Origin of the sequence: Xenorhabdus khoisanae, assembly GCF_001037465.1 — a bacterium.
Classification (GTDB): domain Bacteria; phylum Pseudomonadota; class Gammaproteobacteria; order Enterobacterales; family Enterobacteriaceae; genus Xenorhabdus; species Xenorhabdus khoisanae.
The window spans coordinates 1-16383 of record NZ_LFCV01000064.1; the positions used below are offsets into that span (position 1 = coordinate 1).

Annotated in this window: 24 protein-coding genes; 5 read left to right on the top strand and 19 right to left on the bottom strand. The window is 40.2% G+C overall.

The features are described 5' to 3' along the window. Nucleotides 1-592: 592 nt before the first annotated feature. The 7 genes from AB204_RS10355 to AB204_RS20835 form a co-directional block, all read right to left on the bottom strand. Complete coding sequence (locus tag AB204_RS10355) at nucleotides 593-943, bottom strand: type II toxin-antitoxin system PemK/MazF family toxin (RefSeq protein WP_047963308.1); 351 nt, start codon at nucleotides 941-943, stop codon at nucleotides 593-595. Beyond that, nucleotides 943-1221, bottom strand: coding sequence for an AbrB/MazE/SpoVT family DNA-binding domain-containing protein (locus AB204_RS10360; RefSeq protein WP_053067880.1), 279 nt, complete (start codon nucleotides 1219-1221; stop codon nucleotides 943-945). Before AB204_RS10360 ends, AB204_RS10355 begins: the two co-directional genes overlap by 1 nt. 618 nt (nucleotides 1222-1839) lie before the next feature. Further along, the gene (locus AB204_RS10365; protein ID WP_047963309.1) at nucleotides 1840-2121 is read right to left on the bottom strand and encodes a type II toxin-antitoxin system RelE family toxin; all 282 of its coding nucleotides are present in this window, start codon (nucleotides 2119-2121) and stop codon (nucleotides 1840-1842) included. Next, nucleotides 2111-2362 carry a type II toxin-antitoxin system Phd/YefM family antitoxin gene (locus AB204_RS10370; protein ID WP_047766473.1) on the bottom strand — a complete coding sequence of 84 codons (252 nt, stop codon included), beginning with the start codon at nucleotides 2360-2362 and terminating at the stop codon, nucleotides 2111-2113. The genes AB204_RS10365 and AB204_RS10370 overlap by 11 nt, the downstream gene beginning before the upstream one ends. 159 nt (nucleotides 2363-2521) lie before the next feature. Continuing rightward, nucleotides 2522-2755, bottom strand: coding sequence for a hypothetical protein (locus AB204_RS10375; protein WP_047963310.1), 234 nt, complete (start codon nucleotides 2753-2755; stop codon nucleotides 2522-2524). 131 nt (nucleotides 2756-2886) lie between these two features. Further along, nucleotides 2887-3495, bottom strand: coding sequence for a phage N-6-adenine-methyltransferase (locus AB204_RS10380; protein WP_047766471.1), 609 nt, complete (start codon nucleotides 3493-3495; stop codon nucleotides 2887-2889). Nucleotides 3496-3663: 168 nt separating this feature from the next. Then, entirely contained in the window at nucleotides 3664-4509 is an 846-nt protein-coding gene (locus AB204_RS20835) for a hypothetical protein (protein ID WP_152671529.1), read from the bottom strand. 333 nt (nucleotides 4510-4842) lie between these two features. On the opposite strand from AB204_RS20835, the gene AB204_RS10390 reads away from it, so the two are divergent. The 3 genes from AB204_RS10390 to AB204_RS10400 are packed head-to-tail and all read left to right on the top strand — an operon-like array spanning nucleotide 4843 to nucleotide 5660. Continuing rightward, nucleotides 4843-5079 carry a type II toxin-antitoxin system CcdA family antitoxin gene (locus AB204_RS10390; RefSeq protein ID WP_047766470.1) on the top strand — a complete coding sequence of 79 codons (237 nt, stop codon included), beginning with the start codon at nucleotides 4843-4845 and terminating at the stop codon, nucleotides 5077-5079. Nucleotides 5080-5081: 2 nt separating this feature from the next. Further along, nucleotides 5082-5396 carry a CcdB family protein gene (locus AB204_RS10395; RefSeq protein ID WP_047963311.1) on the top strand — a complete coding sequence of 105 codons (315 nt, stop codon included), beginning with the start codon at nucleotides 5082-5084 and terminating at the stop codon, nucleotides 5394-5396. A gap of 15 nt (nucleotides 5397-5411) precedes the next feature. Beyond that, nucleotides 5412-5660, top strand: a complete 249-nt coding sequence (locus tag AB204_RS10400) for a type II toxin-antitoxin system HicB family antitoxin (protein ID WP_047963312.1) — start codon at nucleotides 5412-5414, stop codon at nucleotides 5658-5660. On the opposite strand, the gene AB204_RS10405 is transcribed toward AB204_RS10400, so the two are convergent. Together AB204_RS10405 and AB204_RS23840 are read right to left on the bottom strand one after the other, a co-directional pair. Continuing rightward, nucleotides 5636-5914, bottom strand: coding sequence for a type II toxin-antitoxin system RelE/ParE family toxin (locus AB204_RS10405; protein WP_047963313.1), 279 nt, complete (start codon nucleotides 5912-5914; stop codon nucleotides 5636-5638). The genes AB204_RS10400 and AB204_RS10405 overlap by 25 nt on opposite strands. Next, the gene (locus AB204_RS23840) at nucleotides 5914-6159 is read right to left on the bottom strand and encodes an antitoxin PaaA2 family protein (RefSeq protein WP_324292611.1); all 246 of its coding nucleotides are present in this window, start codon (nucleotides 6157-6159) and stop codon (nucleotides 5914-5916) included. The genes AB204_RS10405 and AB204_RS23840 overlap by 1 nt, the downstream gene beginning before the upstream one ends. Nucleotides 6160-6191: 32 nt before the next feature. Here AB204_RS23840 and AB204_RS10410 point away from each other — a divergent pair, with 32 nt between their 5' ends. Then, nucleotides 6192-6407 (top strand): hypothetical protein, encoded by a 216-nt coding sequence (locus AB204_RS10410; RefSeq protein WP_047963314.1) that lies wholly within the window; start codon nucleotides 6192-6194, stop codon nucleotides 6405-6407. A gap of 5 nt (nucleotides 6408-6412) precedes the next feature. Then, a complete protein-coding gene (locus tag AB204_RS10415) occupies nucleotides 6413-7105 on the top strand; it encodes a hypothetical protein (protein WP_072061424.1) in 693 nt (230 codons plus the stop codon). A gap of 121 nt (nucleotides 7106-7226) precedes the next feature. Here AB204_RS10415 and AB204_RS10420 read toward each other — a convergent pair whose 3' ends face one another. The 10 genes from AB204_RS10420 to AB204_RS10465 form a co-directional block, all read right to left on the bottom strand. Beyond that, nucleotides 7227-7799, bottom strand: a complete 573-nt coding sequence (locus AB204_RS10420) for a 3'-5' exonuclease (protein WP_047963315.1) — start codon at nucleotides 7797-7799, stop codon at nucleotides 7227-7229. Next, nucleotides 7796-8257, bottom strand: coding sequence for a hypothetical protein (locus AB204_RS20840; RefSeq protein WP_053014184.1), 462 nt, complete (start codon nucleotides 8255-8257; stop codon nucleotides 7796-7798). Before AB204_RS20840 ends, AB204_RS10420 begins: the two co-directional genes overlap by 4 nt. A gap of 60 nt (nucleotides 8258-8317) precedes the next feature. Beyond that, nucleotides 8318-8974 carry an AAA family ATPase gene (locus AB204_RS20845; RefSeq protein ID WP_053067882.1) on the bottom strand — a complete coding sequence of 219 codons (657 nt, stop codon included), beginning with the start codon at nucleotides 8972-8974 and terminating at the stop codon, nucleotides 8318-8320. Beyond that, a complete protein-coding gene (locus AB204_RS10435; protein ID WP_047963316.1) occupies nucleotides 8971-9462 on the bottom strand; it encodes a dihydrofolate reductase in 492 nt (163 codons plus the stop codon). The genes AB204_RS20845 and AB204_RS10435 overlap by 4 nt, the downstream gene beginning before the upstream one ends. Then, entirely contained in the window at nucleotides 9459-9896 is a 438-nt protein-coding gene (locus AB204_RS10440; protein ID WP_047766465.1) for an HAD family hydrolase, read from the bottom strand. The genes AB204_RS10435 and AB204_RS10440 overlap by 4 nt, the downstream gene beginning before the upstream one ends. A gap of 12 nt (nucleotides 9897-9908) precedes the next feature. Continuing rightward, a complete protein-coding gene (locus tag AB204_RS10445) occupies nucleotides 9909-11039 on the bottom strand; it encodes a thymidylate synthase (RefSeq protein ID WP_047766464.1) in 1131 nt (376 codons plus the stop codon). 204 nt (nucleotides 11040-11243) lie between these two features. Next, nucleotides 11244-12053 (bottom strand): nucleoside triphosphate pyrophosphohydrolase family protein, encoded by an 810-nt coding sequence (locus AB204_RS10450; RefSeq protein ID WP_053067883.1) that lies wholly within the window; start codon nucleotides 12051-12053, stop codon nucleotides 11244-11246. Between the two features lie 100 nt (nucleotides 12054-12153). Next, nucleotides 12154-13275, bottom strand: a complete 1122-nt coding sequence (gene nrdB, locus AB204_RS10455; protein WP_047963317.1) for a class Ia ribonucleoside-diphosphate reductase subunit beta — start codon at nucleotides 13273-13275, stop codon at nucleotides 12154-12156. A 109-nt stretch (nucleotides 13276-13384) separates the two neighbouring features. Continuing rightward, complete coding sequence (gene nrdA, locus AB204_RS10460; protein ID WP_235428068.1) at nucleotides 13385-15679, bottom strand: class 1a ribonucleoside-diphosphate reductase subunit alpha; 2295 nt, start codon at nucleotides 15677-15679, stop codon at nucleotides 13385-13387. A 113-nt stretch (nucleotides 15680-15792) separates the two neighbouring features. Continuing rightward, nucleotides 15793-16365 (bottom strand): RuvC family protein, encoded by a 573-nt coding sequence (locus AB204_RS10465; RefSeq protein WP_047963319.1) that lies wholly within the window; start codon nucleotides 16363-16365, stop codon nucleotides 15793-15795. Nucleotides 16366-16383 lie beyond the last annotated feature (18 nt).

Consider the following 16383-nt stretch of genomic DNA (forward strand, 5'->3'; position numbering starts at 1 on the left):
CAACATTATTGTGGATATCTCTGATAAAGAATTTAGTGAGCGTGTTATAAAATAACTGCCAAAATCAAGCAACCGAATTTTTGGATACGGCTATTCCACCATGAGCATTATGTAAAATCAGTCTTTGTTCCCGAAGAATATGTGCAACGATGAGATATCTGAATTCAAAACAGAAACGGTTGTATTTATTGTTTACCTCTCGATGAAAATAATAAAATTTTCTTAATGAAATTATTTTTATGCATATGGAAATTTATAAAATAAATTATTTAGAATATTTGGTTATCAGGAAACTGAGTCAGTAGTAACTTTAGGTTTATTTATTCACCCATACATGGACGCAAGAGGGGGATTAGTATTATTGAGGAATGATTTATGTGGAAAATTACGTAATGACTGGCACCTTGTCACTTGAGCGGTGGAGAGGGAATCAGAAAACCTGATCCCACTACCCCGATTTTTACTCATCCTGAGTAATACAGCTGCCGCTGAGCGCATCATTCCATGACGATGGCAATATAACAGCACAAACACATTAAATGCAATATGTATTTAATTACCTATCATTATGGATTTTATTTTTAGAACGATTTTATTCAAAGAATACATTACCCCCTATTAACGGAATGATTCTAGCTAAAACTTCATCCATTACTTCGAGTTCAGCTTGGATAACGAATTTTGACTTTCTTTCTCTCCATGACAGCGTTTGGATCAGACTTGAGGACACAACGCTTGGTTTATCCAAATTATCAACCGAAACTTCCGTTGCCCCACCTCTAATGCTTGTGCTGATAGGACAACATATCACAAGCCCTGTTTTTTTGCTGTATTCATGGCTCGAAAGAACAAGTGCAGGGCGATATTTACCGATTTCCTTACCCTTTGTTGGTTCAAAATCAAGCATAATAATATCGTTTCTGTTTGGGATATAAGGGAGCATTATTCACCTAACTCTGTACTGGAAACACTTGCAATCTCATCAGAATGGGCGGTATGCTCATTTAAACCGGAAAGCAAATAACTTTCTGAATAAACAGCTTTTCTTTTACGGGGGGACAAAACAATCTTCCCTTCATCTACAGTCAAGTCCATGACTTGACCAACTTTTACACCTATTTTGCTCAGAATATTTGCTGGAATTATAATACCCTGACTATTACCCCATTTTTTGATTGCTACACTCATAGCAGCCTCCAAATAACTTAATTGTTTAAACATAGTATAACTCACTTTATCAGTTTAGCACAAAGACTTTATCGGTCTATTTATAATCTGAAACTCAATAATGTATGCATATACTTATTGATTGCATTTAAATATGTATCTATCATCATCCACCGTTGGTAATCACCCAACAACTGAATAAATATCGCCTATTATTCAGTAAGTGGTGATGATGGTTAGGTGGTAGCGTTTCCTCCCCTGAAAACAAACAAATTGCGCTCAAGACCAATGACAAAGGCGGAAACTTACGGGCGAATGACTTTTTGACCGAGGATAAAGCAGGTTTAAGGTGGCAACGATCTAATAACTAACCATGCTATCAAGCCGGTGTCCTTGAGAGATCTATCTAACCTTGATGGATCAACCAAGACCATACACCACGATTTTTCGTAAAAGCTGCATGGATGCCGGGGACGACCTCTCCCAAATGAGGTTCTGCATATTTGACTCTCGTATTTTAAGACAGATTCTTCATGTTGGTATGGACGGCTGAAAGCTGCTAAAGCAGTAAGCTCCCTAATCCTATGCCACCATAAGGTCATTAGACTTTTATTGCCGTTAGAAAATGAAACGCTACTTAGATTAGCGCTTCAGATTAGTTTTCAGACTCATTTATCGTTTGTCTGCTAATTTATAGATCTCATCATCGGCACGTTTTCCAACAGCAATAACAAGAAGTACTATTTTGTTATCATTTACCTCATAGACCAAACGATATCCTGACGATTTAAGTTTGATCTTATATCGGTTAGTCCTTCCACTCAATCGAGAAGCCGGAACATGAGGAGTTTCCAAACGTTCAGCCAACTTCTTTTTAAGTTGCTCCCGTATTGTGTGACCCAAATTTCTCCACTCTTTAAGCGCTCGCTTCTCAAACTCAAGTTTATAGATCATCGAGGCTAACGCTCACAAATTCAGAATCTGCCAGCCGTTCATCTGCAATACGGTTTAATTCTGCATCTTCCGCTAATTCCAGATAATAAGCGTAAAGTTCAGGAGGAACACAATAGAATGCGGGTTCATTGCGATTCAGGATAGCAACTGCCCCACCTTCCCCTTCTTCAATGGTTCCCATTGGATTACGTTTTAAATCAGTAATGCTGGCCGCTATCGTCGTTAATATCTGGTATGCCATATTGAACCCCACAGTTAACTGCATTTTTAATGTCTTATAATAGCACTTTTAAAAGCATCAATAAAAGCATCGTTATCGGCGGAGTATACGACGGTTTGCACTAACCTATAGCGAGTTATTGTATTAATTGTATGAAATCTTAAACTTCAAACAGAACTTTTAGTTGTTTCTTATAAAGTTATCTATGTCTTCGAACATTTTACGCTGAAAAAACACCTCATTGACCAGCACACTAACCAATTGCCGCATATTGTCTTTGTTCTCACCAGTTTCAATACACCTAAAAGCCCATTCCGCCAGCTCAAAAGACTGACCTTTATCTTGAAGTCGTTCACGTACATGGGCAGTGAAATCAGTTTCAACGAAAGCAACTACATTAACAGGTTCTGACATTATTTTATCTCCGCAGGTATCATCATTTACGCAGTTTTTCTAATGCCGTGCTCCTATAATATCTATATGTATTTCTTTAAGTGATTTTAATAAAAATCTATTAAATATATATGGGAGCAAGGCTACTAAAACTAAGCTGCGGCTTTCTCTTTTTTGGATATAGATTTAACTGTACGTTTTGCTCTGACAGGCGGAACATAACCACCGATTGTCTTCATGACTTCAATTTCAATTTCTCGGTTAATACAGCCAATACCACCGGAATAGCCACGAAAAACTACCAGCATACTGCCGCCAGTGTTCATGCGGCTTTCTTTTAATCCCAGCGTTACATCTGGCTCCAAAAATGCCACACGACCACCAACAATCATCACAATCTCATTGGCGAATTTTCTAGCTTTCAAATACCACTTGGTATCAATGGACTGAGGGATCAACATAACCGTAGTTACTCCCTGAATTTGCTCACGAATGGCGGCATCAATCCACGGTTCAATTTTGGAATATGGAGGATTTAGAAAGGCTTTCGTGCCTGACATTCCCCAACTACATTTCAGAGCATCCTTTTCAACGCCTATAAACTTCTCAAATAATGCATTCTCTTTGTTACAGGCAATATCCACGTCAAATTTCAGCGAGAGTATGATCTCGGTGGCAGTGACACACCATCGAGGTGTCCGCCATAAATCCTTTAGTGATTTATCTCTTTTCCGAGTCTTAACTGTTGTTGCTGTTCCCATGTGTATTCACATACCTATTAAAAATAATAATTTTATAACAAGTGATCTGATCTTCAAGTGTTGATTTGTTTGTCGGGAACACGTTTATAATCGATTGTGAGACGTTTTTGACAGTTAGATAAGGAAACGTATTAAATAATCATAATACGTCCCCTCAGGAGATTCTGTTTACTGAGAGAATTGTTCTCTGAACATCCTTACCAGAGGGCTATCCGTTTTCAATGTCACATTCTTTCCAATACGGTCAGCAATACCCATAGCTGGCAATACAGCCATTAACTGACCTGCCTGAGTGCCAGCAGTTGTAGTTGGATAAGGTCGAGTCGGGTTGCTCATCATGTAAATACGGAAAATTTCAGATGATGCCGTATTGTTCTTGATTAAACATTCAATCCCTAACTGCGTATATACTGACAGTTCGTTACCACGTAATGCCCACTGAGCTAAGTTAAGTACTTTGTCTTTCGCCTTAACCGGACACTTATCAACCGCTTCTATCATGACCTCTTTTGTTACACCAAGTTTTTCGCAATCCTCAGTGGTTAAATCAGATAGCTGGAAACGGGGGCGCACGACTGTTTCACGTCTACGAATCGCCTTTTGGCGAGCAGGTTTGATTTTTATTTCTGGTTCGATAGGGTCAATTGAAGGTGTGTCTGTGACAATCTCATCAGACAGCGCAGCCAGAGTTGCCTCTAAATCATCTTCTTCTGCGTAGGAATTCAGATCAACTGGTTCAGGAATAGATCCTAGTAGTTTTGAAATTACCAAAGTTTCCATCTTACCGCTAACAACAGGTAAACCTTCAAGCCGGATAGCATCAGAGATGTCTTTCACATCTAGATTTTCCAACTCTGTACTCAATTTATCCAGCTCACTCAACCCGCCTACATCGTTTTTAAAAGTGACTGTTTCAGATTTAGAATCAACGCCTTCTGAGTCAAGAATTGCTAACATTTCATCTAAAGACAGATCGCTTGAAGTGTTTGCTTGTGTTTCAGTATTCATAGTCACTTTATTTTTTCCTTTAACATTTAACGTACTACTTTTTAAGTAATTATGACCAAATTGATTAGGCGATGAAGTTGAAATAATAGGCAAATGTAGTGACCGAGTAGTTATAACTGCTCGCATTTATCCACTTTTTCTGCTCTTGCTGATTGTCTCATAATGGATCTACCTAAATACATATCAGGTGAAACTCTAATCTACCGAGCCCTAAACACAGTTAAAACTACTAAGCTAATGAGCAAATTGTACTATCACCGAAGCTCTGGTCTTTTTAGAACTATACTCCGTGTATATGCACGTGTAATATGCACGTATAATTAATGATGGAGATAAATCATGACAGCAAAACAACGCAATACACAGAGCGTAACAATGACTATTGAACGAGGTTTACTGAATCGGGCACGTGAAGCGGGAATTAACTTTAGTGCAACACTTTCTGCTGCTCTAGATACAGAATTACGTCATTATGAGGCAAGGAAATGGCAAGAAGAGAACACAGAAGCTTTGGAGGCATTAAACCGTTTCCATGATGAACATGGTTGTTTCAGTGATGAATACAGGACGTTTTAACTATGCAATTCACCGTTTATCGTAATACTGGAAGAACTGCCGTTTACCCACTGTTACTGGACGTAACGAGCGACATTATAGGGCAGTTAAACCGCAGAATTGTTATTCCACTATTGCCCATTGAAAAATATCCAGACAACCGTCGTCCAGATCGTATGATTCCCCTTGTCAGACTTATAGACGACAAAGAATATGCTGTAATGACTCATGAAATGGCAAGTATATCTGTTCGTGCCTTGGGTGCTGAATTTTGCGATGCTACGCAATACCGTAACCGGGTTAAGGCTGCAATAGATTTCATCTTTGATGGTATTTAAAAAGGTAGATTGGCTATGAATCACCTGACTTATAAAGGTTATATCGGAACGATTGAATTTGATGTCGAAGATAATTATCTTTTCGGAAAACTAGCGTATATCCGTGATTTAGTCACCTATCAGGCAACAACAATTAAGGAACTGGAAGACGAATTCAAAAAATCCATTGAACTGTATCTTGACGACTGTCAAGAACTTAATAAAAAACCAGATATCCCGTTTATCCGTCGAAATTTCCGTCACTCAATCGGCGGCCATTGTTGAGCGGCATGAAGTACACGTAAAACCGTCAATACATCTCTTTCAATCCGGTATATCAGAATGTGGTGGGGCCTTACCACGACTTCCCTCGTACCTTTCAGCCGACCGGGTTTATACATCTCAGGCTGAGTACACGCCCGCTCTGCTGCCTCAAACTCATCATCCAATGCAATAGCCGCCTCTGGGTTATCACGAGAGATATAATCCATAATATTTTCGCGGTCAGTCAGAGCCATTGGTTTCCATTCCAGACGCATTACGACTCCTTACGCAGAGCATTTTTCCGGGCGGCGAAGTGACGTTTGGCATTCTCATGAGAAACTGCTGGTCGCGGATCATCAATCGATGCCTGTACCTGTTCCCTGAACCAGTCATCATAAGAAACGGCCTCATGTGCGCGTTTTAATGCTGCCGACCGATCTGGTCGAGTTTGTCGAGATGGATTCTCTGGAGAGTAATTTGTAAGTAAACTCAGTCTAGAAATAGAGTGAAATTTAATCACAACGATTAAATTTTATTAAAAGGAGAGAGGGCATGTCATTTACAAAATTCATAGATAAGGCATATGTTTCTCCTGATAAAATTATTAGAGAAACAGCTAGACTGTTAAAAACAGAAAAAAACGATACTGAGAATTGTTCGCATAGGTTACTGATCAGAAATGACGGTACTGTCCTTATCAATAAGAATAACAGAGATGTGATAGCAGCTTTTGAGCACAATTTAAAAGCCTTATCGAAGAATAAATAACTATTATGAGGCCTGTTTTTATTACTTTTGTTTTGATCTGTGTCTACAAATATATCGATAGCGACATACCGTCAAAAATTGAACTACAAAAAACACAAGGGTGGAATGCTTACTTTCAAGTAGCTTTAAATGGTGGTGAATTTTTGATCTCTGGCTTTGTCATGGCTTTATTCATTGAAATCCTGTTGTATCTAGCAATGTACATTATGAATGTGCCCGCATATTTGGGTGTAGAGTACATACATTTTACATTTGCTACAGATTTGAACGGATTTAGATACGCTACGGCAAGCTTTTTCTCATGGGTTGTGGTTGCATCTACAATTCTTATGAGTATAGGGCAGGCTTCAATTGCCAAAAATAGATCAGAACACTATGACTACAAAATTAAAGCCATTAAGAATAATGCAAAAAAAGACGCTGTAAATGAATTGTTGCTGGAATCATTGGAGAATAATCTTCTCGTTATGATCACCCTCAAGTCTCGCAAGGTGTATGTTGGAATGGTTGATGAAGCGAAATTTTATAATTTTCATACTCATTCCGATGCAATGGTATCCATCATACCCTTTATAAGTGGCTATAGAGATAAAGATAATTTATCTTTCAGAGAAGAACACTACTATACAGAAATTTACGAGAAAAAAGGGATAACGTTAAATTCTACAACCATTGACCCTGTTTCTAAATTTGTGTAATTGCCTGTTTCGATTATGTTTAACTAATCAACTCATTCTTGGTGAAAATTAATCTTCTTTTGTTTGTTAAAAACGCCCTCCAAATAGTCAAGCCTTGAACTGGAGCCAAGAGAGGCTGGCTTTAACTAAATTTTATACAATTTTCATCTGGTAATCGAAATAACCCGTATTTCAACCGAGCAATGAAAAAACAATCCATCATAAGCTGAGTATCATACAAAGCACCATGTGCCTTTTCTTCGTCGTATTCAAAGCCAAGCGCAAAAGCTAATTCACGTAAGGTCGGGCGTTTACCATCCTGTGTAGCCCATAGGCCGTGAAGCATAGTATCCATCCAGATGAGATCTTGTCTCAGTGTCACACCGTGCAGTCTCATTTCATGGTCAATAAACGGTTTATCAAACCCTAATCCGTTATGTGCCACAATCACTGTGGCATTATTCAATATTGCGGCAATAGAGTGGCATTTGCTCTCAAACAGCGGTTCTGCAACCAAGTCAGACAACCTAACACCCGTAATTTCCTGTGCTTTGGCTGATATTTCCCTCCGTGGATTAAAACGCATAGCAAGATCTTTAATAACTGCGCCTGTAGCCAAATCACGAGCACATAATGCAATTTCAAAGATACGATGCCCGTCAGCGTATTCTAACCCCGTAGTTTCAAGATCAAGCCCAACGGCTATTTTTGTCATAGTCGGATCGCCCCATTTTTACTAAACGTCATAGCCTTAGAAATAGCTGCTTTCAATGCGTCCGGTTCATTCTCAAATGATTCTGATTTCTCCGCTTTTTGGCCTGAACCAGTGACTATCATAGAAGTTAATGTGTGGCAGAACATATCCAGTTTCAAAATCACTACTGTCCCCTTGTGCGCGAATACCATAGGGAACTTATCTTGCTTATTGGATTTCTGCATTTCGGTGAAAACAACATTCAGTGTTTCTCCGACTTCACGGCTAACCAGACCTTGCACAGAATCGAATACGGCAGATACTCCAACAAATGCCTCACGCCTTGTAATCATGTTCTTCTCAAATCGACCTACAATATTTTCAATAGCCACTAGTGCCTTGCGATCTATCTCTTCTCGCAAATCAATCAACTCATCTTCTGATCGTGTTGCTTCGTCATTGTTAATAGCTTCTGACATGCTTTAAATCTCCGTTGTGTGGTCAGCTAATTTTCAACTAACCACACAGGCATAAAAGGATTAATGAACGGTACTGGTTTCGTAATTAAATGAGTCGATATAGCGGTTGTACACCCCAATCAACGAACTGACACGACGTTGAAGTTCAGTCATATCACGAGGGATCATGCGAAACTCAACATTTTTTGTGTTTGTAAAATTAGAAAATCGACCAATTTCACCCTCTATGAGACTTTCCAGTTTCATTCGATAACCCAAATGCATTGAAGCTCTATCTTTGCGCTTCATATTTTCTTCATCGACCTTAAAGCCGCCATGCACCAAAATAACGTGGGAGAAATGACGAGCTACTGCCAACCGTGATTGGGTTAAGATATCGTTCAGAGAAAGCTCAACAGACTTACCGTCCTCTGAGGCTTCAACAATAGTTGGTGGTACATAAGCCAGCGTAAAGGCCATTACATCAACAGGCGTGCGATCTGTTATAAAGCTCTCATCGGGATAGCTGCTATACAATTCATGAGCAACTGTCTCCTGCATATTGAAATACTGTCTGATAGTCATTTCAGAACGACAATCAAAACCGTTGCGACTGAGAATACCGCGTACATTGGCATCAAAATAACGAATACCTGTCTGTTCTGAAAAGGTTTTAGCCAAAGTACTTTTTCCTGTACCCTGTGCTCCTGTTAAGCCGAGTCTAAATATAGGTTTCATGGTGTTTGCTTCCAATACATCACATGGTCAAAAGCAGGCTCATTTTCCAGTTCATCGTAGTAATTGAGGGTCAGACGACGAGAAAATGCGGCTTTCAACTCCTCCATTGGGAAGAATGTATCGGCATCAATGGCATCGACTTCTATGTGGGAAATAAAAGCTCGGTCAGCAATATTAATAAACTGACGATAGATTTCAGCACCACCAATGATGTAAACCGCATGAAATTCGGCTAATGCTTTCACCTCATTAGCATCACGGATAATTGAAAATCCGGCTGGTACACGATTAGGGTTACGTGACAGGACAAAATTAATGCGATCCTTTAATGGCTTACCCAGACTTTCAGCCGTTTTTCTTCCCATCACCACGATTTCACCAAGCGTTCTCTGCTTAAACAATTTCAGATCACGTGGGCAGTACCACGGTAAGGTGTTGTTAATACCTATTCCGTTGTTCTTCGCTACCGCAGCAATTAATGAGATCACATCGCACCCCTCGAAACTGTATAAACGGTAGGGCGATGTGGGTGGTTACGAAAATCGTGCTCATCCTGTCGTTCAGTACACAGGACAGCAATAATCTGACCACCGTTTTCATTTAAATGTTCTTTTACTGCTTTCATTTTAAAGCTACGACCGGATTGTTTTGGTGATGGTAAATACAGGTAGTCAAAGAATACACCGTACTCTTTAAGCCAACTTTCTGTTTGCTCCATATATTCGGCAGGGCGGTCGTCAACAATGAGAATGTCACAACCGGTACGCTGGAAGCCTTTAAGCATACGAATGGACGCGATAATTGCCTCATCACGCTCATGCCGTTCGTTATACTCAATAATGCTTCCCTCTTTCATCAGGTGAAAACGGTTAGTGTTGTCAGAAAGTACACCGTCAATGGTGCATATAACTAGGGGTTGCATGGTGAAATATCCTTATTTCGCTACAGGCACTTTGATCCACGGGTGAGATTTGTAACCGCAAATCTTGATCCCTTGCCAATTAAAATCATTCAGTTCTTTCCATGAGTCAGGGAAAACAACAATCGGGTTGTTATCCGACATGTCAGAGCGGCTTAGATAAGTGTTTACACCATCTTCGTGGTTGTTATACAGGTGAACATCAAACCCAAAGTGGGTGAAGTTACAGGCCATGTGATCGGTAATATGAGCGAGATAGTGGGTAATAATGCTATAACCCGCAATGTTAAAAGGCATACCAACGAAAGTATCAACACTACGTTGCACCATACCTGTATTCAGTACACGACGGGGGATATTGTGATGATCAAGCCATTCATGAGTAAGGCTCGATATGAAGTCATCATAATTTACACTATCTCTTTCCATTATTGGCTTAATCGCCAGAGCAAAGTTAGCGTATTTTGAGTCAATATCATGCTCAATGTGATTGACGCCAATGCGGAATGCCATTACCAGACGAGTAACCGGATCAGTTTCACGGCTCCATGCACCAAACGCAAAATGGCAAGGCGGAAGTTTCATATCTTCCAGCTCACCTACGTTCCATGCTGTCATGATATTACGTCGGTTTTCAGGATCATTACGCAGATTGTCAACGATGCGTTGTAACTGGTCGATTTGACGGGTTATAGCTAAGCGTCCATCTGTCAGAATTCCCTCAATGGCATACCCACGATCTTTAATTTGCTCATATTGTTCAGGCGTAACAACACGAGTATCACGCCATTTGCGCCACTGTTTCCCATAAACGGGGCCGAGATCGCCATTTTCGTCAGCCCACTGATCCCAAATTGATACACCATTCTCATTGAGGAAGTGAATGTTGGTAAGCCCTTTGAAATACCATTCCAGTTCTACCAATAATGGCTTTTGGTTAACCGTTTTACCGGAGATCATTGGAATAATGCCACCGTCCAAGTGATAAAAACTTGGAATGAAGCAAAGCCCGATTGTGCCAATACCAGTTCTGTCTGCACTGGACGAAAGGCCAAATTGAGCTATATCTGAAACGATATCACGATATGATTCATCATTGAGAACCGGGAAGTTATTCTGGCTAGTTGATTTGTTTGATTCTGTCATTTTAAATTATCACCGTACTCATTCACTTACTACATTTTATATAAGTTAGTTAAGTAGCAAATAAAAAAAAGCGCACTTGTTAAGCGCGCTCAAGGATAGTATTTACTATAAAAAGTCTGTCAATAGTGGTAATTTTATTACCGATAACAGTAAATAAGGCATAACAAATATTAATAGGTATCTATTTACTTATCAATGATTATTTTATAGAGAATTGCATTGCTCGATAAAAGGCATCAAATCAACTGGTGTATAACTCGGTGACTTCAATATCTTATCGTCTGAAATACGATAACCGATCACCCCATCACGAGAGAGACAGGTGCGGAATGCTAAATCTGCCGGATTGTATTTACAGTTAGCAACCTGACTTTTGCGAGTTTCTGTGTCAGCAGACCACAACTTAGACATGTTAGATTCATGAATAGCCTGAGTCAGCCCATACAGAGGTACACCACTTAAATGCAATACGTGCCGGAATACAACCAGACAATCTGAAATGTAATCTGGCAAACAAGAAATTCCCTCACATGCGGAAACTCCCTCACCAGCGTCTAAATAATCAGCGATATCAACAAGCAAACCAGCCGTAGTAATAGCTAAATTAAAGCCTGTTTCTAAATCTCTCACAAAGCACGATCCGGTTTCAGTTGCCATTATGTTGAAAACGGTTTTTGCACCTAATTGGGAATGGTCGAGTGATAAGGCATGGCTCATTGAATTTTTTATAACAACAAGAGTACCAACCAGCACATAAACAGTGTCACCTACAGCATCAAGAATTTCCTTAGAATTACCTTCATCAAGCGCAGCTAAACCTTCTTCGGCTTCTTCACGAATCAAATTGGCACGTAAGTACAGCATTTCAGATGTTATGTCTGTTTCGTCTATCGGGTGACCAAAAACCTGATGAAACTCCTTCACCAACTCATAGAGTGGTTTAATGTGGTTGTTAATAGCAATTGCAGTTTTATCAGTGGGTTTTAGGCTAAGTGTCGGGTTATTGATCTTCATTAAGTTATTTTCCAATATAAGATATTTTTGTTAATTAGATATCGTTAATAACAATAAAAGAGTGACAGAGACAGTCACTCTTTTATGAGCGGTAGTTGGGTTAGATTTCAAAGCCAGCTAAAGCACCAGTACTTACTTGAGAGTCAATCTGACCTGTTAAATAGTCAGCCTTTTCAGCCTCTTGAGGGGCAACTTGTACATTGTCAGATAACAGCCAGCTATCCATCCACGGTAGCGGATCGCTTTTCACATCATCAAAGATAGGGGTAAAGTGAATACGTTTCATAGCTACATTTGAGCGGTGCTTTACGTATTTCTTCAACATATCAGCGTTCAGACCAATCATTGATCCGTCTTTAAACAGATATTCAGCCCAAGCCATTTCCTGCTCGGCAACAGACTTCATTGTATTAATAACAAACTGGCGATTACGTTCGGCTATACGCTTCCACATATCGCCCTCACGACCGGAATACATCAGTTTGATCATTTCCTGAGTGACGTGACAGTGAAGAGCTTCGTCACGGGCAATAAACTTCATAATTTTGGCATTAGCTTCCATCACACCGCGTTCGCCAAATGCAAACGTACAAGCGAAGCTCACATAAAAGCGGATAGCCTCAAGGGTATTTACAGCTACCAATGTTTTAAACACTTGTTCATGAATTGTCTCAACGCCGTATTTGTGTTCAAATTCCTCAATACCGAGATATTCACGAGCAACAAAGAGCTTAATAAGTTTGTCGTATTCCTCTGAAACAGATGCGGCACGAGTCAGAATCATTTCGTCTTCAACAATGCCATCAAAGATAGTGTCGGGATCATTAACCAGATTACGAATGATGTGAGTATAACTACGGCTATGAATGGTTTCAGAGAATGACCATGTTTCTATCCATGTTTCCAGCTCCGGCAATGAACAAATTGGCAGGAAAGCAATGTTTGGCGCACGACCCTGCACTGAATCCAACAGAGTTTGATATTTTAGGTTAGAGATAAAAATATGGCGTTCATGTTCCGACATAGCTTGGTAGTCAATACGATCCTTACTTACGTCCACTTCTTCTGGTCGCCAGAATAGACTTAATTGACGCTCAATTGCTTTTTCAAACAAGCGATGCTTTTGTTGATCGTAGCGAGCAACGTTTACGCTTAATCCGAAAAACATTGGCTCTTTAGTAGCATCATTCTTCTTTTGTCGGAATACGGAATAACCTGACATATTTTTTCCTTTAAATTTGGTGTTCTTATATTCTTAATCAATCAATTAGGTGTTCAAGACGAATAAAAAGGCGGGTTTTCACCCACCTTAAAGTAGCAATTAGAATCGGTTAGATTTTGCAAGAGTCGCCACAATCGTCACCGGCTGGAGCGACTGGAGTTTCGCGCTTATCTTCTTCGCCAGAACGGTCACGGGTGTTGTGGTAATACAGTGTTTTTACTCCCATTGAATAAGCCATTAGCAGATCACGTAATAACTCCTCCATCGGCACACGTCCGTTAGGATAAATCTCAGGGTCGTAGTTGGTATTAGCAGAGATAGACTGGTCAACGAACTTCTGCATGATCGCCACTTTGGTCAGATAACCTTTGTTTCCTCCCATTTGCCACAGGTATTCATACTGCTCTTTTAGAAGTTCATATCCCGGCACGACCATTTTCACTGCTCCTTCTTTGCTCATCTTCACAGAGACAGGGCCACGAGGCGGTTCAATACCGTTAGTGCTGTTTGTAATTTGGCTAGAAGTTTCACATGGCATCAAAGCAGATACAGTTGAGTTACGCAGGCCATAGGTTTTGATATCCTCGCGTAACGCTTCCCAATCCATTTTCAGAGGTTCAGTAACGCCACCTGTTATCTTGTCTAATTGCTTACGATAGTGGTCGATAGGAAGCTCGCCGTTCGCATAGCGAGTATCACCAAACATAGAGCATGCACCGAACTCTTTCGCCAGACGGTTAGATGCTTTTAACAAGTAATATTGGAAAACCTCAAAAGTGTCATGAACAAACTGATCCCCCGCAGAATCAGAATACTTAAATCCATTCTTCGCCAAGTAATAAGCAAAATTGGTCACCCCCACACCTAAGCTACGGCGACCTTTTGTAGAACGTTCTGCCGCTTTCAATGGATAGTTTTGATAATCCAGTAACACATCAAGAGCCGCGACCAATAGATAGGAAAGATGTTCAAGCTCATCGAGGTTATCAATTGCACCCAAGTTGAATGCAGACAGAGTACACAGGGAAATTTCACCATTAGGATCGTCCGCATATTGCAATGGCTTTGTAGGCAAGGCTATTTCCATACAAAGATTGGATTGGTGAATAGGTGCAAGAACAGGATTAAATGCACCATGCGTGTTCATGTGATCTACGTTAGCAATGTACACACGACCAGTAGAGGCGCGTTCTTGCATCAAGGATGAGAAAAGCTCAACAGCTGGAACGGAAATTTTCTGAATATTTTCATCTGATTCTGCCGATTCATACAAACGGGAAAATTTAGCTTGGTCAGCAAAAAATGCTTCATAAAGACCGGGCACATCGTTAGGGCTAATCAGTGAAATGTTTTTACCGTCAATCAGGCGCTTGTATATATAACCGTTGATCATTACGCCATAATCCATGTGACGAACACGGTTTTCTTCAACGCCTCTGTTGTTCTTTAACACTAACAAGCTTTGGGATTCTTTATGCCACAGTGGATAAAATGCCGTTGCTGCTCCACCTCGAACGCCCCCCTGAGAACAGGATTTCACCGCAGCTTGGAAATATTTAAGAAACGGAATTACCCCCGTGTGGTTCGCTTCACCACCACGAATTTCGCTACCAAGAGCACGAATAGCACCGAAACCAAGACCAATACCGGCACGTTGAGAGATATAACTAACGATAGCGGCTGCGGTTGCGTTAATTGACGACAGGGAATCACCTGCTTCCATAACCACGCAAGAACTGAATTGACGGGTTGGAGTACGCAAACCTGCCATGATCGGAGTAGGTAAAGACAGTTTGAAAGTTGAAGTAGCATCATAGAAGTCTTTTACCATTTGCAGACGGGTATCTTTCTTCCAGTTTTGAAAAAAACACATAGCCGATAACATGTAGACATGCTGCGGAGCTTCATAAAGCTGACCAGTAACGCGATTCTGAACTAAATATTTTCCCCGTAGCTGAACAGTTGCGGCATAACCAAACAACTCATCACGATCAGGCTCAAGGTATTCACCAAGTTCTGTAATTTCTTTTTCAGTGTATTTTGTCAGTAAATCTTTATCGTATTTATTAATGGCAACGATTCGCTGAATGTGTTCAAACAGGTCAGGATATTCATAGCCACCAAAAGCTTCCTTGCGAATTAGGCCAATGTTAAGGCGAGCAGCTACTTTGCTGTAATTAGGGGAATCAACTGATATTAAGTCAGCAGCAGCTTTTACCATAAGGGAATGAATATCAGTAGTTTTAACTCCATTCTGTGCGCCTATATGCACTTTCATAGCAATAGCAGATGCACTTACACCATCAATACCTTGTGTACCATACATAGCAACACGATTGAATTTTTCAGTATCGAACGGTACTTGCGATCCGTCACGTTTAGTAACTACTAAGGTCATACATATTTCCATTAATTTGATAAATTTTAAAGATAATAGGTAAGTATTTACCTATTATCAACCACACAAAAACTATATATTGTGTGGTTGATTTTTAAGTAACCAATATATTGGGCTAGCTAGATAAGAGAGGATAGAACGGAGGCTACTTGGCGATACTGATCGGTTTGCATACCGGTATGAATTGCAGCAATGGCATCCGCTAAATGCTCATTTTTATTGACCAGCTTAACTTCGCCTTTTTCTTTACGAGTTAACCACGGGGCTTCTGGGTGCTTTTGAGTCGCCCATGCGATTATTTCTTCTTTGGTCGTTGTCTTTTTGCCGGCAACAAACTTTTTGATTTCGATAGGTGTAACCTGAATCAGTGGCTTATCAATACAAGCCAGAACACCAATACAAATGCCGTATGACGTTTGTGCTCGACTTGACTGGCTGCCAACAGGTAACTCACAGAATATTAACTGAGCCTGCTCAATAATGGGTTTCGCCTTTTTCCAAATCTCCGACGCTCGGCGGAGATCGTCACTGTTCACCCGAACAGATTTTTTAGTATCGCCTGATTCTGTTTGCGTCAGCTCCATGCGTTCAATTTTCACAACCGTATTATTTCTGATATCCAACTCTCCAGAAACAATGCCAAAATTGGAAAGAGAAGGGTCGATACCAACTACTTTGATAATTTTATTCACTATGTTACCTGTATTTTT

Bases quoted from the DNA above. Each gene is read 5' to 3' on its own strand.
- AB204_RS10370 (WP_047766473.1), bottom strand. From the start codon at position 2,362: ATGGCATACCAGATATTAACGACGATAGCGGCCAGCATTACTGATTTA.
- AB204_RS20840 (WP_053014184.1), bottom strand. From the start codon at position 8,257: ATGTCAGAAGCTATTAACAATGACGAAGCAACACGATCAGAAGATGAG.
- AB204_RS10355 (WP_047963308.1), bottom strand. From the start codon at position 943: ATGCTCCCTTATATCCCAAACAGAAACGATATTATTATGCTTGATTTT.
- AB204_RS10400 (WP_047963312.1), top strand. From the start codon at position 5,412: ATGAATCACCTGACTTATAAAGGTTATATCGGAACGATTGAATTTGAT.
- AB204_RS10445 (WP_047766464.1), bottom strand. From the start codon at position 11,039: ATGACAGAATCAAACAAATCAACTAGCCAGAATAACTTCCCGGTTCTC.
- AB204_RS10450 (WP_053067883.1), bottom strand. From the start codon at position 12,053: ATGAAGATCAATAACCCGACACTTAGCCTAAAACCCACTGATAAAACT.
- AB204_RS10390 (WP_047766470.1), top strand. From the start codon at position 4,843: ATGACAGCAAAACAACGCAATACACAGAGCGTAACAATGACTATTGAA.
- AB204_RS10405 (WP_047963313.1), bottom strand. From the start codon at position 5,914: ATGCGTCTGGAATGGAAACCAATGGCTCTGACTGACCGCGAAAATATT.
- AB204_RS20845 (WP_053067882.1), bottom strand. From the start codon at position 8,974: ATGAAACCTATATTTAGACTCGGCTTAACAGGAGCACAGGGTACAGGA.
- nrdB (WP_047963317.1), bottom strand. From the start codon at position 13,275: ATGTCAGGTTATTCCGTATTCCGACAAAAGAAGAATGATGCTACTAAA.
- AB204_RS10410 (WP_047963314.1), top strand. From the start codon at position 6,192: ATGTCATTTACAAAATTCATAGATAAGGCATATGTTTCTCCTGATAAA.
- AB204_RS10420 (WP_047963315.1), bottom strand. From the start codon at position 7,799: ATGACAAAAATAGCCGTTGGGCTTGATCTTGAAACTACGGGGTTAGAA.
- AB204_RS10380 (WP_047766471.1), bottom strand. From the start codon at position 3,495: ATGGGAACAGCAACAACAGTTAAGACTCGGAAAAGAGATAAATCACTA.
- AB204_RS10440 (WP_047766465.1), bottom strand. From the start codon at position 9,896: ATGCAACCCCTAGTTATATGCACCATTGACGGTGTACTTTCTGACAAC.
- AB204_RS10415 (WP_072061424.1), top strand. From the start codon at position 6,413: ATGAGGCCTGTTTTTATTACTTTTGTTTTGATCTGTGTCTACAAATAT.
- AB204_RS10360 (WP_053067880.1), bottom strand. From the start codon at position 1,221: ATGTTTAAACAATTAAGTTATTTGGAGGCTGCTATGAGTGTAGCAATC.
- AB204_RS10375 (WP_047963310.1), bottom strand. From the start codon at position 2,755: ATGTCAGAACCTGTTAATGTAGTTGCTTTCGTTGAAACTGATTTCACT.
- AB204_RS10395 (WP_047963311.1), top strand. From the start codon at position 5,082: ATGCAATTCACCGTTTATCGTAATACTGGAAGAACTGCCGTTTACCCA.
- AB204_RS10365 (WP_047963309.1), bottom strand. From the start codon at position 2,121: ATGATCTATAAACTTGAGTTTGAGAAGCGAGCGCTTAAAGAGTGGAGA.